Here is a 22988-nt window from a genome sequence, read left to right as displayed (position 1 = left end):
TGAGGTTTTTAGGCCTCGGTGCTGCCGGACTGGGCAGCTGCGGTCTCACCGGAGACCACTTCGCCGTTGCGGCGGCGCGTGCGGGTCCGGCGCGTGCGGGCCGGCTTCTCCGCGTTGTCTGCGGTGGCAGTGCGGGTTTCCGAGGCACCGGCAGCGGGGGCTGCCTCGCCATCAGAAGTACGACGGCGGCGCGTACGGTTGCGACCGCCCTCGCCCTTGGATTCGCTGGACTCGGCGTCACCGGACCTGCCGGAGCGTCCGCGACCGCCGTCACGACCGCCGTCGCGCTTGCCGTCACGTCCGCCATCCCGGCCTGAGCCGCCGGAGCGTGCATTCTTCTTGCCGGTTTCGCCGAGGTCCTCAAGGACTTCGGCGTCAACGCCGGCGAGGACGCGCTTGTTGCGCGGCAGACGACCCTTGGTGCCCTCGGGAATGTCCAGATCCGTGTACAGGTGCGGCGACGAGGAGTAGGTTTCAACGGGCTCGGGAACGCTGAGTCCCAGGGCTTTGTTGATCAGGCCCCAGCGAGGCATGTCGTCCCAGTCAACAAACGTGACGGCGGTGCCCTTGTTACCTGCGCGGCCCGTACGTCCAACGCGGTGCAGGTAGATCTTTTCGTCTTCCACGCACTGGTAGTTGATGACATGGGTAACGTCATCAACGTCGATGCCGCGGGCTGCGACGTCGGTGGCTACCAGGACGTCAACCTTGTTGTTGCGGAACGCGCGGAGGGCCTGTTCACGGGCGCCCTGGCCGAGGTCGCCGTGAATGGCTGCAGCCGCGAAGCCGCGGTCAACGAGTTCCTCGGCAACTTTCGCGGCGGTGCGCTTGGTCTTGGTGAAGATGATGGTGCGGCCACGTCCGCGGGCCTGCAGGATGCGGGCCACAACCTCGGTCTTGTCCATGCTGTGTGCACGGTAGATGAGTTGGCGGATGTCGCGCTTGGTCAGGCCTTCATCATTCGGGTCGGCTGCCCGGATGTGGGTGGGCTGCGTCATGTAGCGGCGAGCCATAGCGATGACGGGGCCGGGCATGGTTGCCGAGAAGAGGAGCGTTTGCCGAACCGCGGGGGTGCCGGCGATCAGGGTCTCGACGTCGGGGAGGAAGCCAAGGTCCAGCATTTCGTCGGCTTCGTCAAGGATCACCATCTTGACGTTCTTGAGGCTCAGGTGCTTCTGCTTGTAGAGATCGATCAGCCGGCCAGGGGTGCCCACTACGATTTCGACGCCCTTCTGCAGGGCATCAATCTGGGGTTCGTAGGCGCGGCCGCCGTAGATGGTGGCGATGCGGGCGTTGCGCTTGCGTGACGCGGCCTGGAGGTCGTTGGCTACCTGCACGGCAAGCTCACGCGTGGGGACGATGACCAGTGCCTGCGGTGCGCCCGGGACAGCGAGCTTGGCGTAACCTGCATCATCCCTTCCGGCGACGCGCTGGAGGGCGGGGATGCCGAAGCCAAGCGTTTTTCCGGTACCGGTTTTGGCTTGGCCGATGATGTCGTGGCCGCTCAAGGCGACCGGCAGGGTCATTGCCTGGATGGGGAACGGGTGCGTGATTCCGGCGTCGGCCAAAGACTCAACGATGTCGGCGCGGACGTTGAAGTCAGCGAACGACTTCTCTTCGATCTCGTGGGGCGTCTCATCCGAGATGATCGTTTCCTCGGGTTCGATGGATTCGGTTCCGGTGGAGTCCGTCAGGACTTCGTGGGTATGCAATTCACTCACAGGGAGTTTCCTTATTCATTTGGGCATTGGCGCTGCATGCTCAACGGCGGCGGCGGAGCCGTACCGGAGCACGAACGGGCGCGCAAGCAAGTCCAGTGGAAGCCGATCGCGGGCTATCTAAGTACTGGCACTGGTGACCAGTTGGTACATCTCAAGATCGCGTAGGGGCGGGCTTGTTGAGTTCAAAAATTAACTGAATCAACGACCGGGCATCCATTACTACAAGCCCAGTCTATCCTCTGGGGGCCGGAAAGCCCGGATCGTCGGCAGAACGGCGTCAGGGCAGCAGCTCGAACCTGATCTCCCGGCTGGCGATATCGGCCTTCAGCAACCGCACACGAACCTCGGTTCCGGATTCCATTTCGCCGTCGCACCGGGCCGTTACAGCAGGGTCTGATATTTGTATGACGCCAAAGGGCCCGTTGCCGTTGCTGCCGCCGTTGTTACTGCCATTGCCGTTGGCAGCTTTGAAACCGGCCCCATTGGAGGGCTTGGACCCCGAAATGACTACAGCGTCGAATTCCTGGCCCACGTGGTTGGCTACGAGGGCTGCTTCCACAGTGTCCAGCGCCGCACGTTCGAGGCGTCCGGCCAATTGGTCGGAGGCCGCCATGATCTCCGGCAATGAAGGGAGTGCCTCCCGAGCCCACTGCGGGATGTCGTGGTTGTTGCTGAGCGCCTCGCAGATCACCAGGACAAAGCGATCGATGAGCCGGCGCAGGGGTGCCGTGGCGTGTGCATACGGAGCCCCGATGGCTGCTTGGGTCACGATTGCCGGCAGCTCCCCGTCAAAGGGGGTGTAACCGGCGCCCCGGAACAACATACCGGCAGAGTGAAGGATGGCCAGCTGTTGGGGATCGGATGCGTCCAAGGTCCTCAGGTACTCGCCGTAGGTGACTTGGCCGTCCCAGGGCTTGCCCAGAGCGGAGGTCTGGCGCTTGAAATGGAGCAGTGACCGGTCATCAGGAGCGGGCATGGTGCGCAGGATGCCCACTTTTCCGTCGAGCATCATCTGCGCGGCGGCCATGCCGGTCATGAGCGAGATCTGCGCGTTCCAGTCCTCAACCGGGAGGGAGGGGGCAGCCGCGATCCTGTATCCGCCGCCGTCGGTTGCTTGGACGATTTCCTGTTCCGGCATGTTGAGGCTTGCGCCGCCGCGCCGCCGTTCCAGTTCAACACGCTTGATTCCCACTTCTTTGAGGAGCTGAAGTACGGGCGGGGCCGTACCGTCGTCAATCTGCTGCTGAGCGCCCTTATAGCTGAGTTTGGCCCTGCTGCGAACGGCGGCGCGGGCAACGGTGACAGCCAACACTTCAGCTTCCGCGTCCAAGTCGAAGTCCCACACGAACGCACTGCAGTCCTGATCGGCCAAGAGGCTGCCGGCGTTCTCGCTGATGACCTCCGGATGCAGCGGGATCCGCCCGTCAGGAGCATAGAAGGTCTGCCCGCGGTGACGGGTTTCGTGGTCCAGTGCCCCACCCGGTTCCACGAAAGACGGGACATCGGCGATTGCGTAGAGGACCTTGTAGCCGTCGCCGGCACGGTCAATGAACAGGGCCTGGTCCAAGTCCGTGGACGTCGCCGGATCAATGGTCACGAATGGTACGTGCCGCAGGTCCTGACCCGGCAACTCAAGGTCCGCGACGGCTTGCCGTGCTTCTTCCACAGCTTCTGCCGGGTATTCGCCAGGGAGTTCCAGCTCTGTCCTGAGAGCGGCAAGCGCCGCGGCGAGCTGGTCCGAGGAGTCGTCGACGTTGGGCGCTATCCGATGATGTGACACGAAAATCAGGGTAGCCCGAAACCGGCGGATAGTCTTGGATGTCCCACCCAAAAAGCCCGCTACCCCAAGGGGGCAACGGGCTTTCCGTGCGGCGGTATGGACCGGGCCGGCTGTTTAGTTTGCCGGCGTCAGGGTGAAAGTAGCTGCCTTGTCGCCGAAGTCATCGCTGATGACCACTGTGGTGGGGCCGTTCTTGATGTCGAAGGCAATGACTCCCCGCTGCATCTCTCCGGCGGCAACATCCCCGGAAGGCAGTCCTCCCAGACCTTCCTCCACGTAGATCTCCTCGCCCTTGGCGCCGTCCGCGTCGAAGGCCTCGAAGTTCGAGGGTGAGGCGTAACTGCTTCCAGCTGTGGCCTCCCAGGAAACCTCCAAGAGGAGGAAGCCTCCCTTGGTCGGTTTCATGTAGGACATCCCGGGAATTTCGGTGGTGTAACCGGAGTTCAGGAGGCTGACCTTCACGGTGTTGCCCTCGGACATGGTGACGGTTAAGGAACCGTCATCAGAGGCAGTGCCCGACGACGGTGCCGGTGCCTCCTGGGAGGCCGACGGCAGGACCGGGGCATCGGTGCCTGCACCCTGGACTGCAGCAGCAACAAAGGTCAACGACAACACCGTGGACACGATTCCGACAATCAGGCCCGCGAACCAGACGACAATGGTGATGATCCATGCCTTCTTCTTGTTCTCCGGGTAACCCGCAAGCGGACGGCCCTGCTTGTCCCGGGCGTTTCCCGTCAGCGTGATGATGAGGTCAACGATGGACCAGATACCGAAGCCTCCGGCTGTGAGCAGCTTCGCGATTCCGGTACCGATCTTGCCCAGATAGAAGCGGTCCACACCGAAGCTACCCAGGAGCAGGGCCAGGATCCATGTGGTCATGAAGGACTTCGCCGGAGCTCCCACCGGGGTTCCGTAGGGGCCTGAATCCGGTCCGGGCTGGTAGCCCGGCTGTGCCCCACCCTGGAACTGGCCGCCGTAAGCGTAGGGTGCGGCAGGCACCTGCGGAACTCCTGACTTGGCGTCGTTTTGAGGCGCGGGTGGGTAACTGGGGTGACTCATTGAAAATCCTTCAGTGAAGTGGGTGCGAGGAGGAGGACATGCGCTATGCAGGGCAAGAGGGCAGTCAACTCACTTCAAGTCAGCCTAGTAGGAATGGAGCTCGAAGCAGGAACGGAATCCCCGGGAGCCGGATGGCCCACCAGGGATAGTCTTGATCCATGGGCATCTCCCCGGACGCTGCAGCCTCTGCCGGGCAACTCTCCGCGGAGTTGCTTGGAGCCATGGCATATGGCGAGCTATCCGCTTTCGGGCGCCTCTCCCTGGATTCGCGCTATGCCCCCACCCTCCATGACAGGTCTGTGTTCGCGAAGATCGCCGTGGGCGCCTACGGCAACTTTGCGCTCCTCAATGACCGGTTGTCGGAGATGGGCGTCGATCCGGAACAAGCCATGCTGCCGTTCCAGCGCTCCTTCGATCATTTCCATGAGCGCACCAAACCGGGGGACTGGTTCGAATCTGTCATGAAGGCGTACGTCATCGATACGGTGTCATCGGACTTCTACAGGGCCGTATCGATGTTCCTCGACCCAACAACGCGGCATTTCGTTGAACGCGTCGCTTCCCCTGACCAGGCCACGGAAGTCCTTCGCGTCCTGATCAGGCGGGCCTTGGCTGACGACCCGCGCCTGGCCTCGCGCCTTGCATTGTGGGGTCGCCGCTTGGTGGGGGAGGCTTTGACGCAGGCGCAGCGCGTCGGCATGGAACACCCCCTGCTGGGACCATTGCTGAAAGGCGGCGGGGATGCGCGTGCAGCGGTCAGGAGCTTAACGACGGAACTCGCCGATAAACACGGGCGCCGGATGACAGGCCTTGGCCTGACCGCGTAGCGGCTAAGACCGCTTGAATTCGGCGGGAAACTACACGGTGTCCAGTGCTTGCAGCAGCGACTTGGCTGCCGCCGTCGGGTCCGTTGCCTCGGTGATGGCACGGACCACGACGATCCGGCTGGCTCCCGCTTCCACTACCTGTTCGACGTTGCTGAGGTCGATGCCACCAATGGCGAACCAAGGAAGTGTCACAGCATTGCCCGAACGCTTTTCCGCTTCTGCGGCATATGTGACCAAGTCCAGCCCCACCGCCGAGCGGCCGGGTTTGGTAGGCGTTGCCCAGACCGGACCCACGCAGAAATAGTCCAGTCCCAGGGGGCCCTGGGAGGTGGCGACTGCCGCATCGATTTGTTCCTGTGTGTGGGTGGAAAGACCGATGCCGGTCACGTTCGGCAAGAGGGTTCGCGCTGCCGTCAGGGGCAGGTCCTTTTGACCGATGTGGAATACAGGAGCCCCGGAAATACTGGCAACATCGGCCCGGTCGTTGACAGCCCAAAGCCGTCCGTGCCGTTGTGCGACGCTCCGCAAAACGGCCAGCAATTCAAGCTCCTCGGCAGCTTCCAGAGTCTTGTCGCGGAGCTGGATGATGTCAACGCCTCCAGCGAATGCGGCGTCCACAAAGTCTTCGAAATCGCCCTGCCGTTGACGGGCATCAGTGCACAGATAGAGGCGGGCGGAGGCGAGGGCGTCAGGCTGGGTCATGGAAACCAGAGTAGTTCCTCTAAACTGGGCACGTACTGCGGGAGCCGCGACATTCGTCATATGACTGTCCGGCTGAGAGGGCTTCAGCGCCGACCGCTTGACCTGATCCGGCTAGTACCGGCGTAGGGAAGGAAACGAATGGCAGGTCCCCGCCATACCCCCATCCAGACAGACGTGGCCGTCATTGGCGGCGGCATCATAGGCCTTGGCATCGCTCATGAAGCCCGGCGACTTGGCCGTTCAGTGGCGCTGATCGATCCCGTCCCGGCCTCGGGTGCAACGTTCGCCGCCGCCGGAATGCTTGCACCCGTCAGCGAACTGCATTATCAGGAGGGAGACCTCCTGGAATTGATGGTCGAATCTTCGCGGCTGTGGCCTTCCTTCGTGGACGGACTGCACGTGGGTGGAGAGGGCAGCGGATACCGCACGACGCCGACCCTCGCCGTGGGTGCCGACGCAGCCGACCGCAGGGCGCTCGCAGACCTGAGGTCCGTACAGCTCGCAGCTGGATTGGGAGTTGAACCTCTGGCCCTGCGGGACGCGAGGCAACGCGAGCCGCTCCTCAGCCCACAGATTTCCTGCGCTTTCGATATTCCCGCCGACCACCAAGTGGATCCGCGAAAGCTCGCCGCATGCCTCCTGGCTGGATTAGCAAACCATTCACCTGACGACGGTTCCTGGGTGTCCGGGGCCGATGACGGATTCGCCGTTCCTTCCCCGGCACGCGGTGTGCTGAGGGATGACGGGCGGGTCACCGGAGTGGAACTCGAATCCGGAGTCGTGGTCCGCGCCGCGGAGACTGTGGTGGCCAACGGGCTGGGGGCATCCCAACTGTCGGGGCTCCCTGAGGGACTGAACCTTCCGGTGAGGCCGGTCTATGGCGACATCCTCCGGCTTCGCGTCCCCGACAACCTCCGGCCCTTGGTCACGTCCACTGTTCGGGGGATGGTTCGAGGCGTTCCCGTCTACATAGTTCCCCGCGATGACGGAACCGTGGTGATTGGGGCGACGCAACGCGAAGACGGATTGTCAGCGTCTTCCAACGCGGTCTCTGCCGGCGGCGTCTACCAGCTGCTGAGGGATGCCCAAGCCCTGGTCCCCGCAGTTGCGGAATTGGAACTCCTTGAAGCAACCGCCCGCGCCCGCCCTGGAACCCCGGACAACGCCCCCCTGCTCGGACGGGTCAGCGGTCCCCACGGTGACACTGACGGCTTGGTGATCGCCACAGGTTTCTTCCGCCACGGTGTGCTCCTGACTCCCGTGGCCGCCAGAATCGTGGGCGAACTCATCAGCGGCACAACGGACCCTCGATGGACTCCGTTCCTGCCTGATCGCTTCGCGGGCAACGCTTCAGTTCCCCAAGTTCTTACACCAGCAGCACACGCTCCCACCAAGGAAACAGCATGAACATCAAACTCAACGGAACCGATCACGCAGTCTCCGATGACGCATCCGTCAGCACCCTGGTCACAGCGATCACCGGCCGCGCCTTGGACCCTCGCGGACAAGCGGCCGACGGCGGCAAGCTGGGAGTCGCGGTCGCACGTAACTCCGAGGTGGTGCCCCGCAGCCAATGGGCCGTGACGGCGCTGGCCGACGGAGACGAACTCGAACTCGTAACAGCAGTCCAAGGAGGCTGAACCATGACAACAGCAAACATTGACGTTCGCACCACTGACGTTCATTCCACTGACGCGCTGGTGATCGACGGTGTCGAATTCGGTTCCCGGCTCATCATGGGTACCGGAGGCGCGCCGAGCCTCGATGGCCTGGGATCAGCGCTCCTGGCGTCGGGGACCGAGCTCACCACCGTGGCCATGCGCCGCTATTCCCCAGCCGAAACGGGATCGCTGTTCCAGCTCCTGGTGAACCACAACATCCGGGTCCTTCCCAACACTGCGGGCTGCTTTACTGCCAAGGACGCCGTGATGACTGCTGAACTGGCACGGGAAGCCCTGGAGACCGATTGGGTGAAGCTGGAAGTCATCGCCGACGAACACACGCTCCTGCCCGACGCCGTGGAACTGGTGGATGCAACGGAACAACTGGTGAACCGTGGCTTCAAGGTTTTCGCCTACACAAATGACGATCCCGTGCTCGCGCTCAGGCTCGAAAACCTGGGTGCCACCGCTGTCATGCCCCTGGGATCACCCATTGGAACAGGCCTCGGCATCCTGAACCCGCACAACATTGAACTCATCGTGTCCCGGGCCTCCGTACCCGTGGTCCTCGACGCGGGAATCGGAACCGCCTCCGATGCCGCGTTGGCCATGGAGTTGGGCTGCGACGCCGTCCTGCTGGCCACTGCTGTAACCCGGGCTCAGAACCCGGTACAGATGGGGGAAGCCTTCAAACACGCTGTGATCGCCGGTAGGCTGGCCAAGCAGGCAGGGCGGATTCCTCGGCGGGAGCATGCGCTCGCATCCTCGGCGATGGAGGGCCGGGCAGAGTTCCTCTGACCTGGGTTCTCCGAAATAGAAGGGGCAGTCATGGCAGCCAAGGATGAGCAACTGGCTGAGGCAGCCATCAATGCTGCCCTCGGAGACCTTCCGGACTGGAAGTATCAGGAGGGCCTGGTGACCGTCTACAAAACTTCGACGGCGGCGGACGCGCTTGCGCTCATTGCGGCTATCGGACAGCTCGCCGAGGAACAACATCATCATCCGGATCTGGAATGGCGCTACAACAGGGTCTTCCTTCGCTATGTGTCCCACGATGCCGGTGCGCAGGTGACCAAACGTGACATTGCCGCGGCCGCCGCGGTGAGCGAAGCAGCAGCGGTCTTGGGTGCCACCGCACAGCCTGAGCGCTATCCGGCGTCGCAAAGTGGGTTAAATCAGTAGTGACAGTGGCTTAAAACAGTAGTGACCGTCACCCCGTAGGTGACGGTCACTACTGCTTAAGGCTCTAAAGCCGCAGCGCCTTGGTGAGCGCCGCAGTGTCGTGTTGGGTCCGGGTCCGGCCGAGGAAGAGCACCACGGCAACCGCCGCAGCAGTGCCGAGCACAATAGGCAGGACCCACGGAATCCAGGTTGCGCCCGGCTGGTAGCCCAAACCTGCGCTGATGAAGGCGATCCAGCTCAGGGTGCCCACAGCTGCTGAGACGCCGGCCGGCAACGCGATCCCGTACTTGCCGTGCCGCTTGTCGTTGGCCCACACAATGAAACCGGTGGCAATGGTGGCCAGAACCACCACGACGAGAGAAAGCATGAAAACTCCTTAGCGGACGGACGAGACGTGGGAAACCTTAGAGGGCGCCGAAACCTACGCGGCGAACTTCCTCGGCGCCGATCTCCACATAGCCCAGGACGTTGCCGGGAACGATGATCTGGCGGCCTTTTTCGTCAGTAAGACGGAGTTCGGAGCCCTTGGTGACGGCCTCGGCCACAATTTTGGCAACGGCGTCAGCATCCAAGGCGGATTCGAGCACGATCTCACGGCCAACGTTCTGAATGCCGATCTTTACTTCCACAGCAAGGCCTCCAAGCCAATCAAGTGTTAAGTCAGTCCTCTATTTGTAGCCTAGGACTCTTTGGGGAATCGACTGATTCCGCGCCAAGCTAAACGATAGATCAGATCGCTGGCCACATCGAGGTCCAGGTTTCCGTCCGTTTCAAGCCAATACCGCGCGCTGACCTGCGCCATTCCGGCCAAACCACGCCCGAGAAGCTGCGCTTCAAGAGGGGGCAGTTTGGTGTCTTCGGCTATGACGTGGGCCACGGCGTCCGCAAACGTCTTGTTGAAAGTCTCCAAACGCGAGCTGACGTCGGGATCATTAATCAGGTCCGACTCGAAGACCAGGCGATGGGCTTGGTCGTCGTCCGCGATGAACCTGTAATAGGCGCGCATGACGGCCTTGACGCGTTCCTTGTTGTCCGTGGTGGAGTTCAAGGCATTGAGCATCAGCTGCGTCAGGGTAGCCAGGTGGCTGTCCAAGAGGGCCATATAGAGCTCGCGCTTGGACGGGAAGTGCTGGTACAGCACTGGTTTGCTCACGTGCGCTGCTTCTGCGATTTCGTCCATGGCTGCCCCATGGAAGCCGTTGGAGACGAAAACTTCCAATGCCGCGTTCAGCAACTGTGCGCGGCGCTCATCCCGCGGCAACCTTGGTGAACGCGTAGAACCTGCCCGTTCCTGCTTGGCTGGTGCCCCATCGCTTGCCCGTGTGCCGTCAGCCACAGTCTGCCGCCTTTCCTTTGCAGTTATGACTACTCTACCGGTGGGTAATATGACCGGGCGGCATCTGCAGGCATACATTGAGGTATGGCCTCAATAGTTGCTGCCCACTCCGCTGCGCCCGCTGTCCTTCCACCCCTCGTTGAACCGGCCGCCGAACTCACGCCGGCCGAGGTGGAGCGGTACTCCCGGCATCTCATCATTCCCGAAATCGGCGCCCTGGGCCAACGCAGGCTTAAAAATGCCAAAGTCCTCGTCATAGGTGCCGGAGGACTTGGTTCGCCTGCTTTGTTGTACCTGGCCGCCGCCGGCGTGGGAACGCTCGGCATTGTGGATGACGACGTGGTGGACCTCAGCAACCTGCAGCGCCAGGTCATCCATGGCGTACGGGACGTGGGTTCGCCCAAGATCGAATCGGCCCGAAGCGCGATCGCCGAGCTCAACCCCTTGGTGGACGTTGTCCTGCATGACATCCGGCTCGACGCGTCCAACGCGCTGGAGTTGTTTGCGAAATATGACCTCATCCTCGACGGTGCGGACAACTTCGCTACCCGTTATCTCGTCAATGATGCCGCTGCCATTCTCGGTAAGCCCTATGTTTGGGGCTCCATCTTCCGCTTCGACGGCCAAGTAAGCGTCTTCTGGGCCGAACACGGGCCCACGTACAGGGATCTCTACCCTGAGGCGCCTCCCGCCGGCTCCGTGCCGTCCTGTGGTGAGGGCGGCGTGTTCGGCATGCTGTGCGCGGCGGTTGGATCGCTCATGGTGACCGAGGCCGTAAAGCTGATCACCGGCGTCGGGCGTTCATTGCTGGGCCGTGTGGCGCTCTTTGACGCTTTGGGCGGGAGCTGGCGCGAGATCAAGGTCTCCAAGGACCCTGAAGCCGAACCCATCACGGAACTGACCGACTACGAGGCTTTCTGCGGCGTGACGCCACTCGCGGCCACGGACGAGGAGCACACTGTGTCCGCCAAAGACCTCGCAGGAATGCTGGCCGAACGGGAGTCGGGGGAGCGGGACTTCGAACTCGTGGACGTCCGTGAATCCGGCGAGCACAGCATCGTGAGCATCGATGGCTCGGTCCTCATTCCGCAGGGCCGCATTCTCTCCGGCGAGGCGTGGGTGGAGCTGCCGCAGGATAAGGACATCGTGTTCCACTGCAAGGCCGGGACACGCTCGGCTGCTGTCCTTGAGGCGGCACAGAAGGCGGGGTACACGCGCGTCAGGCATCTCGACGGCGGTATTCTCGCCTGGGTGCGGGACGTGGAGCCGCAGAAGCCCGTCTACTAAACGTAGGGGTCGGGCCGCCCAGCCTTCCAGGGAGGGGCGGCCTCAAAAACAGTTAGGCGCTTTCGGAGCGCAGTTGCTCGTGATCCACCGGGCACTCCGAGGCGGGGGCTGCAGCCTGGGGCTGTTCCACCTGGATGCCGTAGAGGGCCTCGAGCGCTGCAACGTAGTCATCCTGCTGGCCGTTGGCTGCGAGTTCGCGGGCCCGGACCGTCGGGATGTGCAGGAGCTGCTTGACCATCCGGCGCAGGGCGAACTCCACCTCTTCGGCAGCAGCGGTACAACCGTGGCGGGCGCGGACTTTTTCCATTTCCGCGTCCAGGACGTTCATGGTGTGACGGCGGAGCGCCACGATGGCGGTGTCCACGGAACGGGCTTCGCGTTCGGACTCGAATGACGTGGCAGCGCCGTTGACGATTGCGCTGGCCTGCGAGAGTGACTCTGCCTGTTCCTGGGGAGCAGCGAGCCGTACGGATTCAAGCGTCAGAAGTTCAACGCCGTCGAGTTCTCCCACGGCGGGGTCGAAGTCATGGGTGAGGGCGAGGTCGATCGCGATCAACGGTTTGCCCGAATTCGCCCGGACACGGGCAAGGTCTGCGGCCTCAACCCGGTTGTCGGATCCGCTGCAGCCGATCATGACGTCAGCCGCGGCAACAGCAGCGGGAAGAGTGTCGGCGTCGAGCGCCGTACCGCCGCGGGTGGCTACGAAGCCTTCGGCGCGTCCGGATGAAGAGTAAACGGAAATATCGGTGCAGCCGCGCTCACGGAGAAGTGACATGGTAGCGCCGGCATAGGCCCCGGTTCCGAAGACCACAACTTTCTTGGTGGTCCAATCGTCGTTCTCGGCGAGATCGGTGGCGAGGTCCAGTGCGACGGAAACAATGGAAAGCCCGCGCGAGCCGAGGGCGGTCTGCGCGCCTACATCCTTGGCGGTCTTGGACGCTGCCTGGAAGAGACGCACCAGGCCGGAGCTGGCGGTGCCTTCCTGCTGGGCGGTGATCAGGGCCCGACGAACCTGGCCGGCGATTTCACGCTCACCCACCACGGCCGAGTCCAGCCCGGCGCTGACTGCGAAGAGGTGCCGGGTGACATCCGGGCCCGTGTGGGTAGCAAAGGAGCGGGAGACGAGTTGCTCGTTAAGGCCGCTGAGTTCGCTGATCTGCGAAACAAGGGCGGAACGGGCCGCCTCAAGGTCAGCCCCGTTGGCAGTTTCGCCGTAAACCTCGTAGCGGTTGCAGGTGGCCAGGACCACTGCACCGGAGACTACTGAGGAGTCCGTCAGGGCTGCCGAGGCAAGCTCAGAGGAACCGTTGCTCAACTGAGCGACAGTTTCGAGGTCGATGTCGGCGTGTGTAGCCACCAATGAGAAAAGAACCACAGCACCCCAATCATAGCTTTTTCGTAGCCCGGTAGAACAATGTGGCGCCGTGGTGATCCACACGCAAGTGAGTGATCCCGGCCACAACGGCCCGGGCGGGGCGCGACGTGACAGCTTGTCGTTATCTTTTGCCCCGGATTTTCGGCACAATCGAAGGCATGACTTCTAGCGCGGCAGCATCCAACAGTACGGCCTCCAACGCCCCGGCGGGAACCCTCGGCGACAACCACCCGCTGAAGGACGGTCGCACCTCGGACTCGCCGCTGATCACGGCCTACCGCGGTGGCACGCCGTCCCGCAGGCCCGTCTGGTTCATGCGCCAGGCCGGCCGTTCCCTGCCTGAATACCTGAAGGTGCGCGAGGGCGTTGCCATGTTGGACTCCTGCCTTCGCCCGGAGCTCGCTGCCGAGATTACCCTTCAACCCGTTCGACGCCACGATGTTGACGCCGCCATCTTCTTCTCCGACATCGTCATTCCTTTGAAGCTCGCGGGTGTCGGCGTGGACATCGTCCCCGGCGTGGGACCCGTTTTGGACAAGCCGGTCCGGACAGCAGCTGATGTTGCCGCCCTTCCCACGCTGACGTGGGAAGCCCTGGAGCCCATCCGGGAAGCTGTCCGCCTGACGGTGGCCGAACTGGGTAAGACGCCGCTGATCGGCTTTGCCGGCGCGCCGTTCACCCTTGCGGCTTACATGGTGGAAGGGAAGCCTTCGCGTGACCACCTTGGCCCGCGGACCATGATGCACGCGGATCCCGAGACCTGGGCCGCGCTGGCCAACTGGGCTGCCGATACCTCCGGAATGTTCCTCCAGGCCCAGCTTGAGGCAGGCGCGTCGGCCGCGCAGCTCTTTGACTCGTGGGCAGGATCGCTGGGCTTGGCTGACTACACCAAATACGTGGCGCCGGCATCTACCCGCGCGCTTGACCACGTACGTGGACTCGGGGCGCCGTTGATCCACTTCGGCACCGGCACCTCCGAACTGCTGGTTGCCATGCGCGACGTCGGAGTGGACGTCGTGGGCGTGGACTACCGGCTGCCCTTGGACGAGGCCAACCGTCGGCTCGGTGGCACTGTTCCGCTCCAGGGCAACATCGACCCCGCTCTTCTGTCTGCCCCGTGGGAAGTCCTTGAAGCCCACGTCCGCGAAGTCATCGCCGCTGGTTCCCACGCCCCGGGCCACGTACTGAACCTCGGCCACGGGGTTCCCCCCGAAACAGACCCCACAGTCCTGACCCGCGTCGTGGAGCTCATTCACTCCATCCCCGCGGAGTAGGACTCATGCGCAGGGGGCACACAAAGCCCGAGGCACATGATTCACGGCCAACAGCCGTGGTGGTTGGCGGAGGCATCTCGGGCCTGATCGCCTCACGTGAACTGGCAGCGGACGGTTGGGCGGTCACTGTCCTCGAAGCAAGCAACGCTTGGGGCGGCTGCGTGGGAAGCCATGTTGTTGCCGGGCTGCAGCTGGACAGCGGGGCGGAGTCGTTCGCCACCCGGTCCACAGCTGTAGCCGACCTCGCGCGTGAGCTTGGACTGGCGGACCGCATCGTCGCCCCGCATCCGGGTGGCGCCTGGGTGCAGCTTCCCAACGGCCCGCAGGAGCTCCCCAAAACGGGGGTGCTCGGGATTCCTGCGAACCCCTGGGACCCTGAAGTTCGGCGATCCTTGGGGCTCGCGGGAGCAATGAGGGCATCCTTGGACCGTTGGCTCCCGGCCTCTGTGGGAACGTCCTCGGACGTCACCAGCGTTTCCTCTTTGGTCCGAACCCGGATGGGCAAAAGGGTTCTTGAACGGCTTGTTTCTCCGGTGGTGGGTGGCGTTCACTCTGCCGACCCTGCCCTCTTGGATGTGGACATGGTCGCCCCGGGGCTGCGCGCGGGGCTCCGCGCCCATGGATCCCTCGCTGCCGCTGTTGCGGCTCAACGCAGAACGGCTACCGCATCTACGGCGTCCGGCCCGGCGAAGGCGGGTTCCGCCGTCGCGGGCTTGAAGGGTGGGATGAATACCCTGGTGGTCGCGCTGGTATCGGACTTGCGGGAGCGCGGGGTGTCATTGCTGACCGGCAAGCGTGCCGAGGACGTCGTCAAGACGGAAGACGGTTGGCGGGTCACCGCCGGAAACGACACGTACGACGCCGACCGGCTGGTGGTTGCGCTTGACGGCCCAGCCGCCGTTGGGCTGCTGGAGAAGTCGTTACCTGAGTTGTCCAGCCTGCGTCCCGCCCCCGGACCGCTGGTGAGCCTGGTGACGATGGTTGTGGATTTGCCGCAGCTTGATGGCAGGCCGCGGGGGACAGGGATCCTGGTGGCTCCTGAGACCCCTGGGATCAAGGCCAAAGCCTTGACGCATGCAACGGCAAAGTGGGATTGGTTGGCTGACGAGGCTGGTCCCGGAACGCATGTCCTGCGCCTTTCCTATGGTCGGCGCGAAGAGGGGGGTGGTGGAGCGGACCTCGTACTGGATGATGGGTCTCTCCTGGCCGCCGCCCTGGAAGACGCTTCCGCGCTGTTGACCGTTCGGGTATCCCGGTCGGACATCGTGGACTGGGATGTGGTGCGGTGGGCGGGCGCATTGCCGTTCGCCGCCGTCGGTCATAAACAGCGTGTGGCGCAAGTGCGCAAGGTGTGCGCCGCTGCGGACGGTCTGACCATGGTGGGCGGCTGGTTGGCCGGAAACGGCCTTGCCGCAGTAGTGGCTGATACGCGGGCGCAACTTGCCGCGGTAAGCGCCAACGGACCATCCATTGAGTGATTTGCATCACTTCTACGTCTTGTAGAACTGATCCGTTTCGACTTAGCGGCTGACACGGGGCAAACTTGAACCATGAGCCACACTTCTGCCGAATCTGTCACTAAAACTGCTGAAACCGAAGAACAGTTCTACACACTGTGGACGGTCTTCAAGCGCTCGGCCGACGTCCTGCGCAGCGGCGATGCTGCACAGGAATTCGAAGCCCTTGCCGAGAAGCTCGCGGAAGGCGGCGTGATCCTTCGGGGCAGCTATGACGTCTCGGCCATGCGCTCGGACGCAGACATCATGGTGTGGCTCCACGGGCCCAAGCCGGAGGACCTGCAGTCCGCTGTCCGCTCCATCCGCCGCAGCAAGCTCTTTGCGGGAACCGAAATCGTTTGGTCCGCCATGGGCGTGCACCGTGAAGCCGAGTTCTCCAAGAGCCACGTGCCCGCCTACGCGCGGGGCGTAGAGCCCAGCACTTGGCTCTGCGTCTATCCGTTTGTGCGCTCCTACGAGTGGTATCTGCTTCCCACGGATGAGCGCGGCAAGATGCTCCGCGACCACGGCCTGCTTGGACGCGAATTCCCGCAGGTCATCTCCAACACCGTGTCCTCGTTTGCCCTGGGCGACTGGGAATGGATCCTCGGCCTCGAAGCACCTGAACTGGTGGACCTCGTGGACCTGATGCGCCACCTGCGGTCCACCGAAGCGCGCCACCACGTCCGCGAAGAGATTCCCTTCTACACCGGCCGCCGCGTCACGGCTGCCGAGATTGCCGAGGTCCTGGCATGACCGAGCTTGTTATCACCACTGAAGCGAACGCCATCACTGAGCGTGGACGCCAGGAAGCCAAACAGTACGACGCCGTACTGCTCGCATCCTTCGGCGGTCCTGAAGGCCAGGACGACGTCATTCCCTTCCTGCGCAACGTCACCCGTGGCCGCGGCATCCCGGACGAGCGGCTCGAAGAGGTCTCGCACCACTATCGCGCTTTCGGCGGTATCAGCCCCATCAATCAGCAGAACCGCGAGCTGAAGGCAGCGATCGAGGCTGAACTGGCGCGGCGTGGCATCGAACTGCCGGTCCTCTGGGGAAACCGGAACTGGGATCCCTACATCGCGCCGGTCCTGCAGGACGCATACGACGCCGGACACCGCCGGATCCTGATGCTCACCACCAGCATCTACTCCTGTTACTCCAGCTGCCGCCAATACCGCGAAGACATCGGCATTGCGCTGACCGAAACCGGTTTGGACGGCAAGCTTGAGGTGGACAAGATCCGCCAGTACTTCGACCACCCCGGCGTAGTCCAGCCCTTCCTGGAAGGAACCGCCGCCGGATTGGAAGAGATTCGCGGCAAGCTGGCCGCTGCCGGCGAAGCTGACCCGGATTCGAAGATTCGGGTTCTGTTCGCCACCCACTCCATCCCCACCCGGGATGCTGAAGCCGCAGGCAGGTCCCAGGACGAGCCTCGCGAATTTGCTGAAGGGTCCGCCTACGCAGCCCAGCACCTTGCCAACGCCCAGGCCATCATGGACGCTGTGGCACCGAACGTTGCCTGGGACCTCGTGTACCAGTCACGCTCCGGTGCCCCGCACATCCCTTGGCTTGAACCTGACATCAACGACCACCTCGAGGAAATCGCCCCCGAAGGCGTGCGCGGCGTGGTCATCGTTCCCCTCGGCTTTGTCAGCGACCACATGGAAGTTGCCTGGGACCTCGACACCGAGGCCTTGGAAACGTGCAAGAACCTGAGCATCGAGGCCACCCGCGTTCCCACGCCGGGCACGCATGCGGCTTTCGTGTCCGGCCTGGTGGACCTGATCTGCGAACGCACGGTGGAGAACAACATTGCCGAGCGTCCCCACGTCACGGACCTTGGCCCGTGGTACGACGTCTGCCGTCCCAACTGCTGCGAGAACTTCCGCGGAGCAAAGCCCGTCATCGCCGAAGTTGGCACCAGCATCGGGACCGGCCATGACGCCTACCCCGCTTCGGAGGCTGCCAAGTGACAGTCCGCATCGGAACCAGGGCTAGCAAGCTTGCCCTGACGCAAACGCAACAGACTGCGGACCAGTTGGCTGCCGTGGGCGGCTTCCCGGTGGAGCTGGTGCACATCAAGACCGAGGGCGATGTGAAAACCGGATCCCTGTCCCAGATGGGTGGCACCGGAGTGTTCGTCGCTGCACTGCGGGATGCCCTGCTGGCTGACGCCTGCGATGTCGCCGTTCACTCGCTGAAGGACCTGCCCACGGGTGCCGCACTTGGCCTGAGCATCGCGGCAACCCCCAAGCGGGTGGATGTCCGTGACGTGCTCTGTGCCCGTGACGGTATGACACTCGCCCAGCTGCCGGGCGGCGCCAAAGTAGGCACAGGCTCGCCTCGGCGTGCCGCGCAGCTTCGGGCTGCACGTCCGGACATCGAAGTACTCGATATCCGCGGAAACGTGGACACACGCCTTGGACGCGTCCCCGGCCTCCCGGGTAACACCACCGATGAGGTTGTTCAAGGCAAGTCCTGCGACCTTGACGCCGTGGTGCTGGCCGCGGCGGGCTTGGAACGAATGGACCGGTTGGACACCGTCAGCGAGTTCTTCGAATCCGACGTCATGCTTCCCGCCCCCGGGCAGGGAGCATTGGCCATCGAGTGCCGCACTGAAGACGCCCCCAGCGTGGCCGGTTCCGCCGAAGGGGCCGACGGGGTGCTGGCACAGGCCCTTGCTGCACTGAACGACCACGACACCCGCCTCGCCGTAACGGCCGAGCGCGCTGTTCTGGCCAGGCTCGAAGCCGGTTGCGCGGCCCCCGTTGGTGCCTACGCCTTCCGTAAGGGCAGCATGCTGCACCTTGAGGCAGTGGTCTGCGCAGTGGATGGCACCAAGACTGTCCGCGAGAAGAAGGCCACCGACGGCCTCACGGAGGTTGGCGCCACGTTGCTCGGCATCGAAGTGGCTGAGCTGTTGCTCGCCGCCGGCGCCGCGGAGATCGCGGACCTTGCCGCGTCCTGAGCCGCATGAATCGAACGGGCTGACCGGTCGGCGCGTCCTGATCACCAGGAGCGCCGACCGCGCGCGCCCCTTGGCATCGCTCCTCAGTAGCTTTGGGGCCGAGCCACTGGTGTTGCCGCTCATTGATTTCGAGAGGGCCGGAGACCAGGCTCCCCTTGATTCAGCCTTGGACCGTTTGGTGGCTGGCAATTTCGATTGGCTGGTGATCAGCAGCATCACCACTGTCCGGGTTCTCCTGGACAAAGCTGCGCAGCGCGGCGTCGACCTTGCGGACCTCGTGCCATCGGGAACAAAGGTGGCCACCATTGGACCCTCGTCCCGGCAGGTCCTTGAATCCGTTGGTCTCACCGTTGCTTTGTCGCCTACCGATGTCCAATCGGCCGAAGGTCTGCTTGCTGTGTGGGAGTCATCCGGTGGACGGGTTTTCCTGCCACAAGCAGATATCGCGTCGCCCGGCCTGCGGGAAGGCTTGACCGCCAGAGGCGCGGACGTGACCTCCGTTGTCGCCTACAACACAGTCGATTACCCAGCCCGTCCGGAACTCCGCCTAACAGCGGAGCTTCCGTCCGGCGTCGTAGTTTCCCGGGGCGACATGCCGCCGACTCTCAGCCCGGACGAGGCACGGACCGCAATGGACGTCGGGAGCCTGGACGCCGTGGTGGCTGCTTCACCCAGCGCTGCGCGTCGCATCGCCCACATATTTCCTGCTTTGGGCACCTGCCGCTTCATCGCCATCGGGCGTCCGACGGCGGCAGAGGCCTCCCGGATCGGCCTCACCGTGGCAGCCACCGCCAAAGAACCAACCCCGGACGGCATCGTGGCCGCCTTGGAATCTGTTTTCGCCAACGAAGGGAACCCGCAATGAGCTTTCCGAACCATCGTCCCCGCCGCTTGCGCACCACTCCCGCAATGCGCAGGCTCACCGCCGAAAACCGCCTGGCGCCCGCGGACCTGATCCTCCCGGCGTTCATAAGGGAGGGCCTCACAGAGCCCAGCCCCATCAGCTCCATGCCGGGAGTGGTCCAGCACACCACCGAGTCCCTGAAACGGGCGGCCGCAGAAGCCGTGGAGTTGGGCGTGGGCGGCATCATGCTGTTCGGTGTGCCCGCCGTGCGCGACGCGCAAGGCACCGCTTCATTGGACCCGGATGGCGTCCTGAACAAGGCCATCCGCGACGTCAAAGCCGAGGTCGGCGATGACCTGGTGATTATGGGCGACGTTTGCCTCGATGAGTTCACGGACCACGGCCATTGCGGCGTCCTCGATTCCGAAGGCTACGTAGACAACGACGCCACGCTGGAGATCTACGGCCGGATGGCTGTTGCCCAAGCGGACGCCGGAGCTCACGTGCTGGGGCCCTCGGGAATGATGGACGGACAGATCGCAGTCATCCGTCAAGCGCTGGAGGAGTCCGGGCACAAGAACACAGCAGTTCTTGCCTATGCAGCCAAGTACGCGTCAGCATTCTATGGCCCGTTCCGTGAGGCCGTGGATTCCCAGCTCAAGGGTGATCGCCGGACTTACCAGATGGACGCGGCAAACCGTCGGGAAGCCATCCTGGAAGTTGAACTGGACCTCGAAGAAGGCGCTGACATGGTCATGGTCAAGCCTGCCATGAGCTACTTGGACATCCTGGCCGACGTCGCAGCCATGAGCCCGGTGCCGGTGTCGGCCTACCAAATCTCGGGCGAGTACGCCATGATCGAAGCGGCCGCCGCCAATGGCTGGATCGACAGGCGGGGTGCCATCACCGAATCCGTCCTCGGCATCAAGCGTGCCGGAGCGGACACCGTCCTGACCTACTGGGCCTCCAAACTCGCAGGCTGGCTGAAGGAGTCCTAATGACCGCTGTTCCTGCCGATCCCACAGCGCCGGTGGCGGCCCATGAGATCCTGCTCGGCCTGAACACTTTCGGCGACGCCGGGGTGGACGCCGATGGAAACCCGAAGGAACATGCGCGCGTGCTGCGCGAGCTGCTCCAGGAAGCGAAGCTGGCTGACGCCGTCGGACTTCATGCCTTTGGGGTGGGGGAGCATCACCGGCGCGATTTCGCGGTGTCCGCACCTGAAGTCTTCCTTGCAGCGGCGGCCGCGGTTACCTCACGGATTCGCCTTGGCTCGGCCGTTACCGTGCTCAGCTCCGATGACCCCATCCGGGTTTTCCAGCGCTTCGCCACCGTGGATGCGTTGTCCAACGGCAGGGCGGAGGTAATGCTCGGCAGGGGTTCGTTCGTGGAGTCGTTTCCTCTGTTTGGTTTGGACCTGGCGGACTACGAAGTCCTGTTCGAGGAAAAACTGGAACTGTTCGATAAAGTTCGCTCGCAGAAACCGATTCATTGGGAAGGCCGCACGCGTCCCAACGTCAACGGGCTGCAGGTATACCCCAAACTGCAGCACCACTTGCTGCCGGCTTGGATCGGTGTAGGCGGTACACCCGAGTCCGTGCTGCGCTGTGCCGAATATGGCTACCCCATCATCTTCGCCATTATTGGGGGAGAACCCCGCCGCTTCGCGCCGCTGGTCAAGCTGTACCGTGATGCGATGGCCAAGTACGGCCATCCGATGCGGCAGATCGCAACGCACTCACCGGGGTTCATTGCTGACACGGACGAGGCCGCCCGCGAGGAACTCTTCCCGCATTGGCTGGAGCAGCGCAACCGGATAGGTTCTGAGCGCGGCTGGGGTCCAGGGAATCGCGGAGAGTTTGATGCCATGTGCGGCCCTGAAGGTGCGCTCTACGTTGGCTCCCCGGAGACCGTTGCCCGGAAAATCGCCTTGCTCAAGCGGAACCTTGGTGTGGACCGCTTCGACCTCAAATACAGCAATGGAACATTGCCGCATCAATCCATGATGCGCTGCATCGAGCTCTACGGCAGCGAGGTGGCCCCCCGGGTTGCTGAGCTGCTGGCCGACGCCTCATAAGACTGCGCCCGGCCAAGCTTAAATCACTGAAAGAATAGGAACCATGACGTCAAACACCCCTGTGTCCGACCAGCTGTTCGACCGCGCCCGGTCCCTGATGCCCGGCGGCGTCAACTCGCCGGTTCGGGCCTTCGGGTCAGTGGGCGGTACTCCGAAGTTCATGGTGTCCGCCAAGGGTGCCTACCTGACGGACGCCGACGGTAAGGAATACGTAGACCTCGTCTGCTCCTGGGGGCCGGCGCTGTTGGGCCACGCCCACCCCGCCGTGCTCGACGCCGTTCACGCAGCTGTGGACCGTGGCTTGTCCTTCGGAGCTTCCACCCCGGATGAAGCCAACCTGGCTGCGATCGTCAAGGACCGGGTGTCCGCCGTCGAACGCTTGCGGATGGTGTCCACGGGAACCGAAGCCACCATGACTGCCGTCCGCCTGGCCCGTGGTTTCACCGGCCGCAACCTGATCATCAAGTTCGCCGGCTGCTACCACGGGCACCTTGACGGATTGCTGGCAGCCGCAGGATCCGGCGTCGCCACGTTGGCACTGCCCGGCTCTGCCGGCGTCACCGAGGCCACTGCCGCTGAGACACTGGTCCTGCCCTATAACGATCTCGCTGCCGTCGAGGCTGCATTCGCTGCGCACGGCAAGAACATTGCTGCCGTTATCACCGAAGCAGCTCCGGCCAACATGGGCGTCGTTACCCCGGGTGAGGGCTTCAACGCGGGGCTGTCCCGCATCACCAAGGAACACGGTGCGCTCCTCATCCTCGACGAAGTCCTCACCGGCTTCCGCACCGGCTACGCCGGCTACTGGGGACTGACCGGCCGCCAGGAAGGCTGGGCTCCGGACCTGCTCACGTTCGGCAAGGTCATCGGCGGCGGAATGCCGACGGCGGCACTCGGCGGCCGTGCCGACGTCATGGACTACCTTGCTCCCGTCGGCCCGGTTTACCAGGCCGGGACGCTGTCCGGAAACCCCGTGGCCATGGCAGCGGGTGTCGCAACGCTGACGAACGCAACTCCTGAGGTCTACGCCTACGTTGATGCCCGATCCCTGGAACTCTCCGCCGCGCTCTCCTCTGCCCTTGATGCCGCGGGTGTGGACCACTCCATCCAGCGGGCAGGCAACCTGTTCTCCGTCGCGTTTGGTACCTCTGCCCACGGCGTGCACAACTACGACGACGCGCAGCGGCAGGAAAGCTTCCGATACGCCCCGTTCTTCCACTCCATGCTGGACTCCGGCGTCTACCTTCCGCCATCGGTCTTCGAAGCCTGGTTCCTTTCCGCTGCCCATGACGACGCAGCGATGAACAGGATCGTCGATGCCCTCCCTGCAGCAGCGAAGGCCGCAGCGGGCGCATCGGCCTAGTTTTTGGTGATGCCCCGGCGCCTGCTTGAA

At 63.6% G+C, this 22988-nt stretch carries 23 protein-coding genes and 1 riboswitch; of the genes, 15 read left to right on the top strand and 8 right to left on the bottom strand.

What is annotated here, in order from left to right; translation table 11 throughout:
* Window positions 1-8: 8 nt before the first annotated feature.
* The 3 genes from ARUE_RS14625 to ARUE_RS14615 form a co-directional block, all read right to left on the bottom strand.
* Entirely contained in the window at window positions 9-1721 is a 1713-nt protein-coding gene (locus tag ARUE_RS14625) for a DEAD/DEAH box helicase (RefSeq protein ID WP_014922290.1), read from the bottom strand.
* 277 nt (window positions 1722-1998) lie between these two features.
* Window positions 1999-3501 (bottom strand): RNB domain-containing ribonuclease, encoded by a 1503-nt coding sequence (locus ARUE_RS14620; protein WP_014922289.1) that lies wholly within the window; start codon window positions 3499-3501, stop codon window positions 1999-2001.
* Window positions 3502-3615: 114 nt separating this feature from the next.
* On the bottom strand, window positions 3616-4563 hold the full coding sequence (locus tag ARUE_RS14615) for a TM2 domain-containing protein (RefSeq protein WP_014922288.1): 948 nt from the start codon (window positions 4561-4563) through the stop codon (window positions 3616-3618).
* 158 nt (window positions 4564-4721) lie between these two features.
* Here ARUE_RS14615 and ARUE_RS14610 point away from each other — a divergent pair, with 158 nt between their 5' ends.
* On the top strand, window positions 4722-5390 hold the full coding sequence (locus ARUE_RS14610) for a ferritin-like fold-containing protein (RefSeq protein ID WP_011775419.1): 669 nt from the start codon (window positions 4722-4724) through the stop codon (window positions 5388-5390).
* Between the two features lie 30 nt (window positions 5391-5420).
* On the opposite strand, the gene thiE is transcribed toward ARUE_RS14610, so the two are convergent.
* On the bottom strand, window positions 5421-6092 hold the full coding sequence (gene thiE / locus ARUE_RS14605) for a thiamine phosphate synthase (protein WP_014922287.1): 672 nt from the start codon (window positions 6090-6092) through the stop codon (window positions 5421-5423).
* A 27-nt stretch (window positions 6093-6119) separates the two neighbouring features.
* A riboswitch (TPP riboswitch) is annotated at window positions 6120-6238 on the top strand.
* Here thiE and thiO point away from each other — a divergent pair.
* The 4 genes from thiO (at window position 6231) to ARUE_RS14585 (ending at window position 8935) form a co-directional block, all read left to right on the top strand.
* A complete protein-coding gene (thiO, locus tag ARUE_RS14600) occupies window positions 6231-7499 on the top strand; it encodes a glycine oxidase ThiO (RefSeq protein WP_014922286.1) in 1269 nt (422 codons plus the stop codon). Its footprint overlaps the riboswitch before it by 8 nt.
* Window positions 7496-7732, top strand: coding sequence for a sulfur carrier protein ThiS (gene thiS / locus ARUE_RS14595; RefSeq protein WP_011775416.1), 237 nt, complete (start codon window positions 7496-7498; stop codon window positions 7730-7732). Before thiO ends, thiS begins: the two co-directional genes overlap by 4 nt.
* Window positions 7733-7735: 3 nt before the next feature.
* A complete protein-coding gene (locus tag ARUE_RS14590; RefSeq protein ID WP_011775415.1) occupies window positions 7736-8551 on the top strand; it encodes a thiazole synthase in 816 nt (271 codons plus the stop codon).
* 30 nt (window positions 8552-8581) lie between these two features.
* The gene (locus ARUE_RS14585; RefSeq protein ID WP_014922285.1) at window positions 8582-8935 is read left to right on the top strand and encodes a 4a-hydroxytetrahydrobiopterin dehydratase; all 354 of its coding nucleotides are present in this window, start codon (window positions 8582-8584) and stop codon (window positions 8933-8935) included.
* A gap of 64 nt (window positions 8936-8999) precedes the next feature.
* Here the strand turns inward: ARUE_RS14585 and ARUE_RS14580 are convergent, their stop codons facing one another.
* The 3 genes from ARUE_RS14580 to ARUE_RS14570 are packed head-to-tail and all read right to left on the bottom strand — an operon-like array spanning window position 9000 to window position 10349.
* On the bottom strand, window positions 9000-9302 hold the full coding sequence (locus ARUE_RS14580; RefSeq protein WP_011775413.1) for a hypothetical protein: 303 nt from the start codon (window positions 9300-9302) through the stop codon (window positions 9000-9002).
* 37 nt (window positions 9303-9339) lie between these two features.
* Entirely contained in the window at window positions 9340-9564 is a 225-nt protein-coding gene (locus ARUE_RS14575) for a DUF3107 domain-containing protein (protein WP_011775412.1), read from the bottom strand.
* Between the two features lie 50 nt (window positions 9565-9614).
* A complete protein-coding gene (locus ARUE_RS14570) occupies window positions 9615-10349 on the bottom strand; it encodes a TetR/AcrR family transcriptional regulator (protein WP_011775411.1) in 735 nt (244 codons plus the stop codon).
* Window positions 10350-10355: 6 nt separating this feature from the next.
* Between ARUE_RS14570 and moeB the strand changes: the two genes are divergently transcribed.
* Window positions 10356-11558: a molybdopterin-synthase adenylyltransferase MoeB gene (moeB, locus tag ARUE_RS14565; RefSeq protein ID WP_014922284.1), complete on the top strand. Its 1203-nt coding sequence runs from the start codon at window positions 10356-10358 to the stop codon at window positions 11556-11558.
* 52 nt (window positions 11559-11610) lie between these two features.
* On the opposite strand, the gene ARUE_RS14560 is transcribed toward moeB, so the two are convergent.
* Window positions 11611-12933 carry a glutamyl-tRNA reductase gene (locus tag ARUE_RS14560; RefSeq protein ID WP_014922283.1) on the bottom strand — a complete coding sequence of 441 codons (1323 nt, stop codon included), beginning with the start codon at window positions 12931-12933 and terminating at the stop codon, window positions 11611-11613.
* 158 nt (window positions 12934-13091) lie between these two features.
* On the opposite strand from ARUE_RS14560, the gene hemE reads away from it, so the two are divergent.
* The 9 genes from hemE (at window position 13092) to hemL (ending at window position 22958) form a co-directional block, all read left to right on the top strand.
* Window positions 13092-14207 carry a uroporphyrinogen decarboxylase gene (hemE, locus tag ARUE_RS14555; RefSeq protein ID WP_011775408.1) on the top strand — a complete coding sequence of 372 codons (1116 nt, stop codon included), beginning with the start codon at window positions 13092-13094 and terminating at the stop codon, window positions 14205-14207.
* A 5-nt stretch (window positions 14208-14212) separates the two neighbouring features.
* Window positions 14213-15685 (top strand): protoporphyrinogen oxidase, encoded by a 1473-nt coding sequence (gene hemG / locus ARUE_RS14550; RefSeq protein WP_051024990.1) that lies wholly within the window; start codon window positions 14213-14215, stop codon window positions 15683-15685.
* Window positions 15686-15757: 72 nt separating this feature from the next.
* The gene (hemQ, locus tag ARUE_RS14545) at window positions 15758-16459 is read left to right on the top strand and encodes a hydrogen peroxide-dependent heme synthase (protein ID WP_011775406.1); all 702 of its coding nucleotides are present in this window, start codon (window positions 15758-15760) and stop codon (window positions 16457-16459) included.
* Window positions 16456-17679 carry a ferrochelatase gene (locus ARUE_RS14540; protein ID WP_014922280.1) on the top strand — a complete coding sequence of 408 codons (1224 nt, stop codon included), beginning with the start codon at window positions 16456-16458 and terminating at the stop codon, window positions 17677-17679. The genes hemQ and ARUE_RS14540 overlap by 4 nt, the downstream gene beginning before the upstream one ends.
* Window positions 17676-18674: a hydroxymethylbilane synthase gene (gene hemC / locus ARUE_RS14535; protein ID WP_011775404.1), complete on the top strand. Its 999-nt coding sequence runs from the start codon at window positions 17676-17678 to the stop codon at window positions 18672-18674. Before ARUE_RS14540 ends, hemC begins: the two co-directional genes overlap by 4 nt.
* On the top strand, window positions 18661-19539 hold the full coding sequence (locus ARUE_RS14530; protein WP_043470467.1) for a uroporphyrinogen-III synthase: 879 nt from the start codon (window positions 18661-18663) through the stop codon (window positions 19537-19539). Before hemC ends, ARUE_RS14530 begins: the two co-directional genes overlap by 14 nt.
* Window positions 19536-20516, top strand: coding sequence for a porphobilinogen synthase (gene hemB / locus ARUE_RS14525; RefSeq protein ID WP_043470464.1), 981 nt, complete (start codon window positions 19536-19538; stop codon window positions 20514-20516). Before ARUE_RS14530 ends, hemB begins: the two co-directional genes overlap by 4 nt.
* On the top strand, window positions 20516-21595 hold the full coding sequence (locus tag ARUE_RS14520; protein WP_014922277.1) for an LLM class flavin-dependent oxidoreductase: 1080 nt from the start codon (window positions 20516-20518) through the stop codon (window positions 21593-21595). The genes hemB and ARUE_RS14520 overlap by 1 nt, the downstream gene beginning before the upstream one ends.
* Before the next feature lie 43 nt (window positions 21596-21638).
* Window positions 21639-22958 (top strand): glutamate-1-semialdehyde 2,1-aminomutase, encoded by a 1320-nt coding sequence (gene hemL, locus ARUE_RS14515; RefSeq protein WP_011775401.1) that lies wholly within the window; start codon window positions 21639-21641, stop codon window positions 22956-22958.
* Window positions 22959-22988 lie beyond the last annotated feature (30 nt).

This window comes from Arthrobacter sp. Rue61a (genome assembly GCF_000294695.2).
Lineage (GTDB): Bacteria > Actinomycetota > Actinomycetes > Actinomycetales > Micrococcaceae > Arthrobacter > Arthrobacter aurescens_A.
This window is presented reverse-complemented; position numbering and strand designations above follow the sequence as displayed.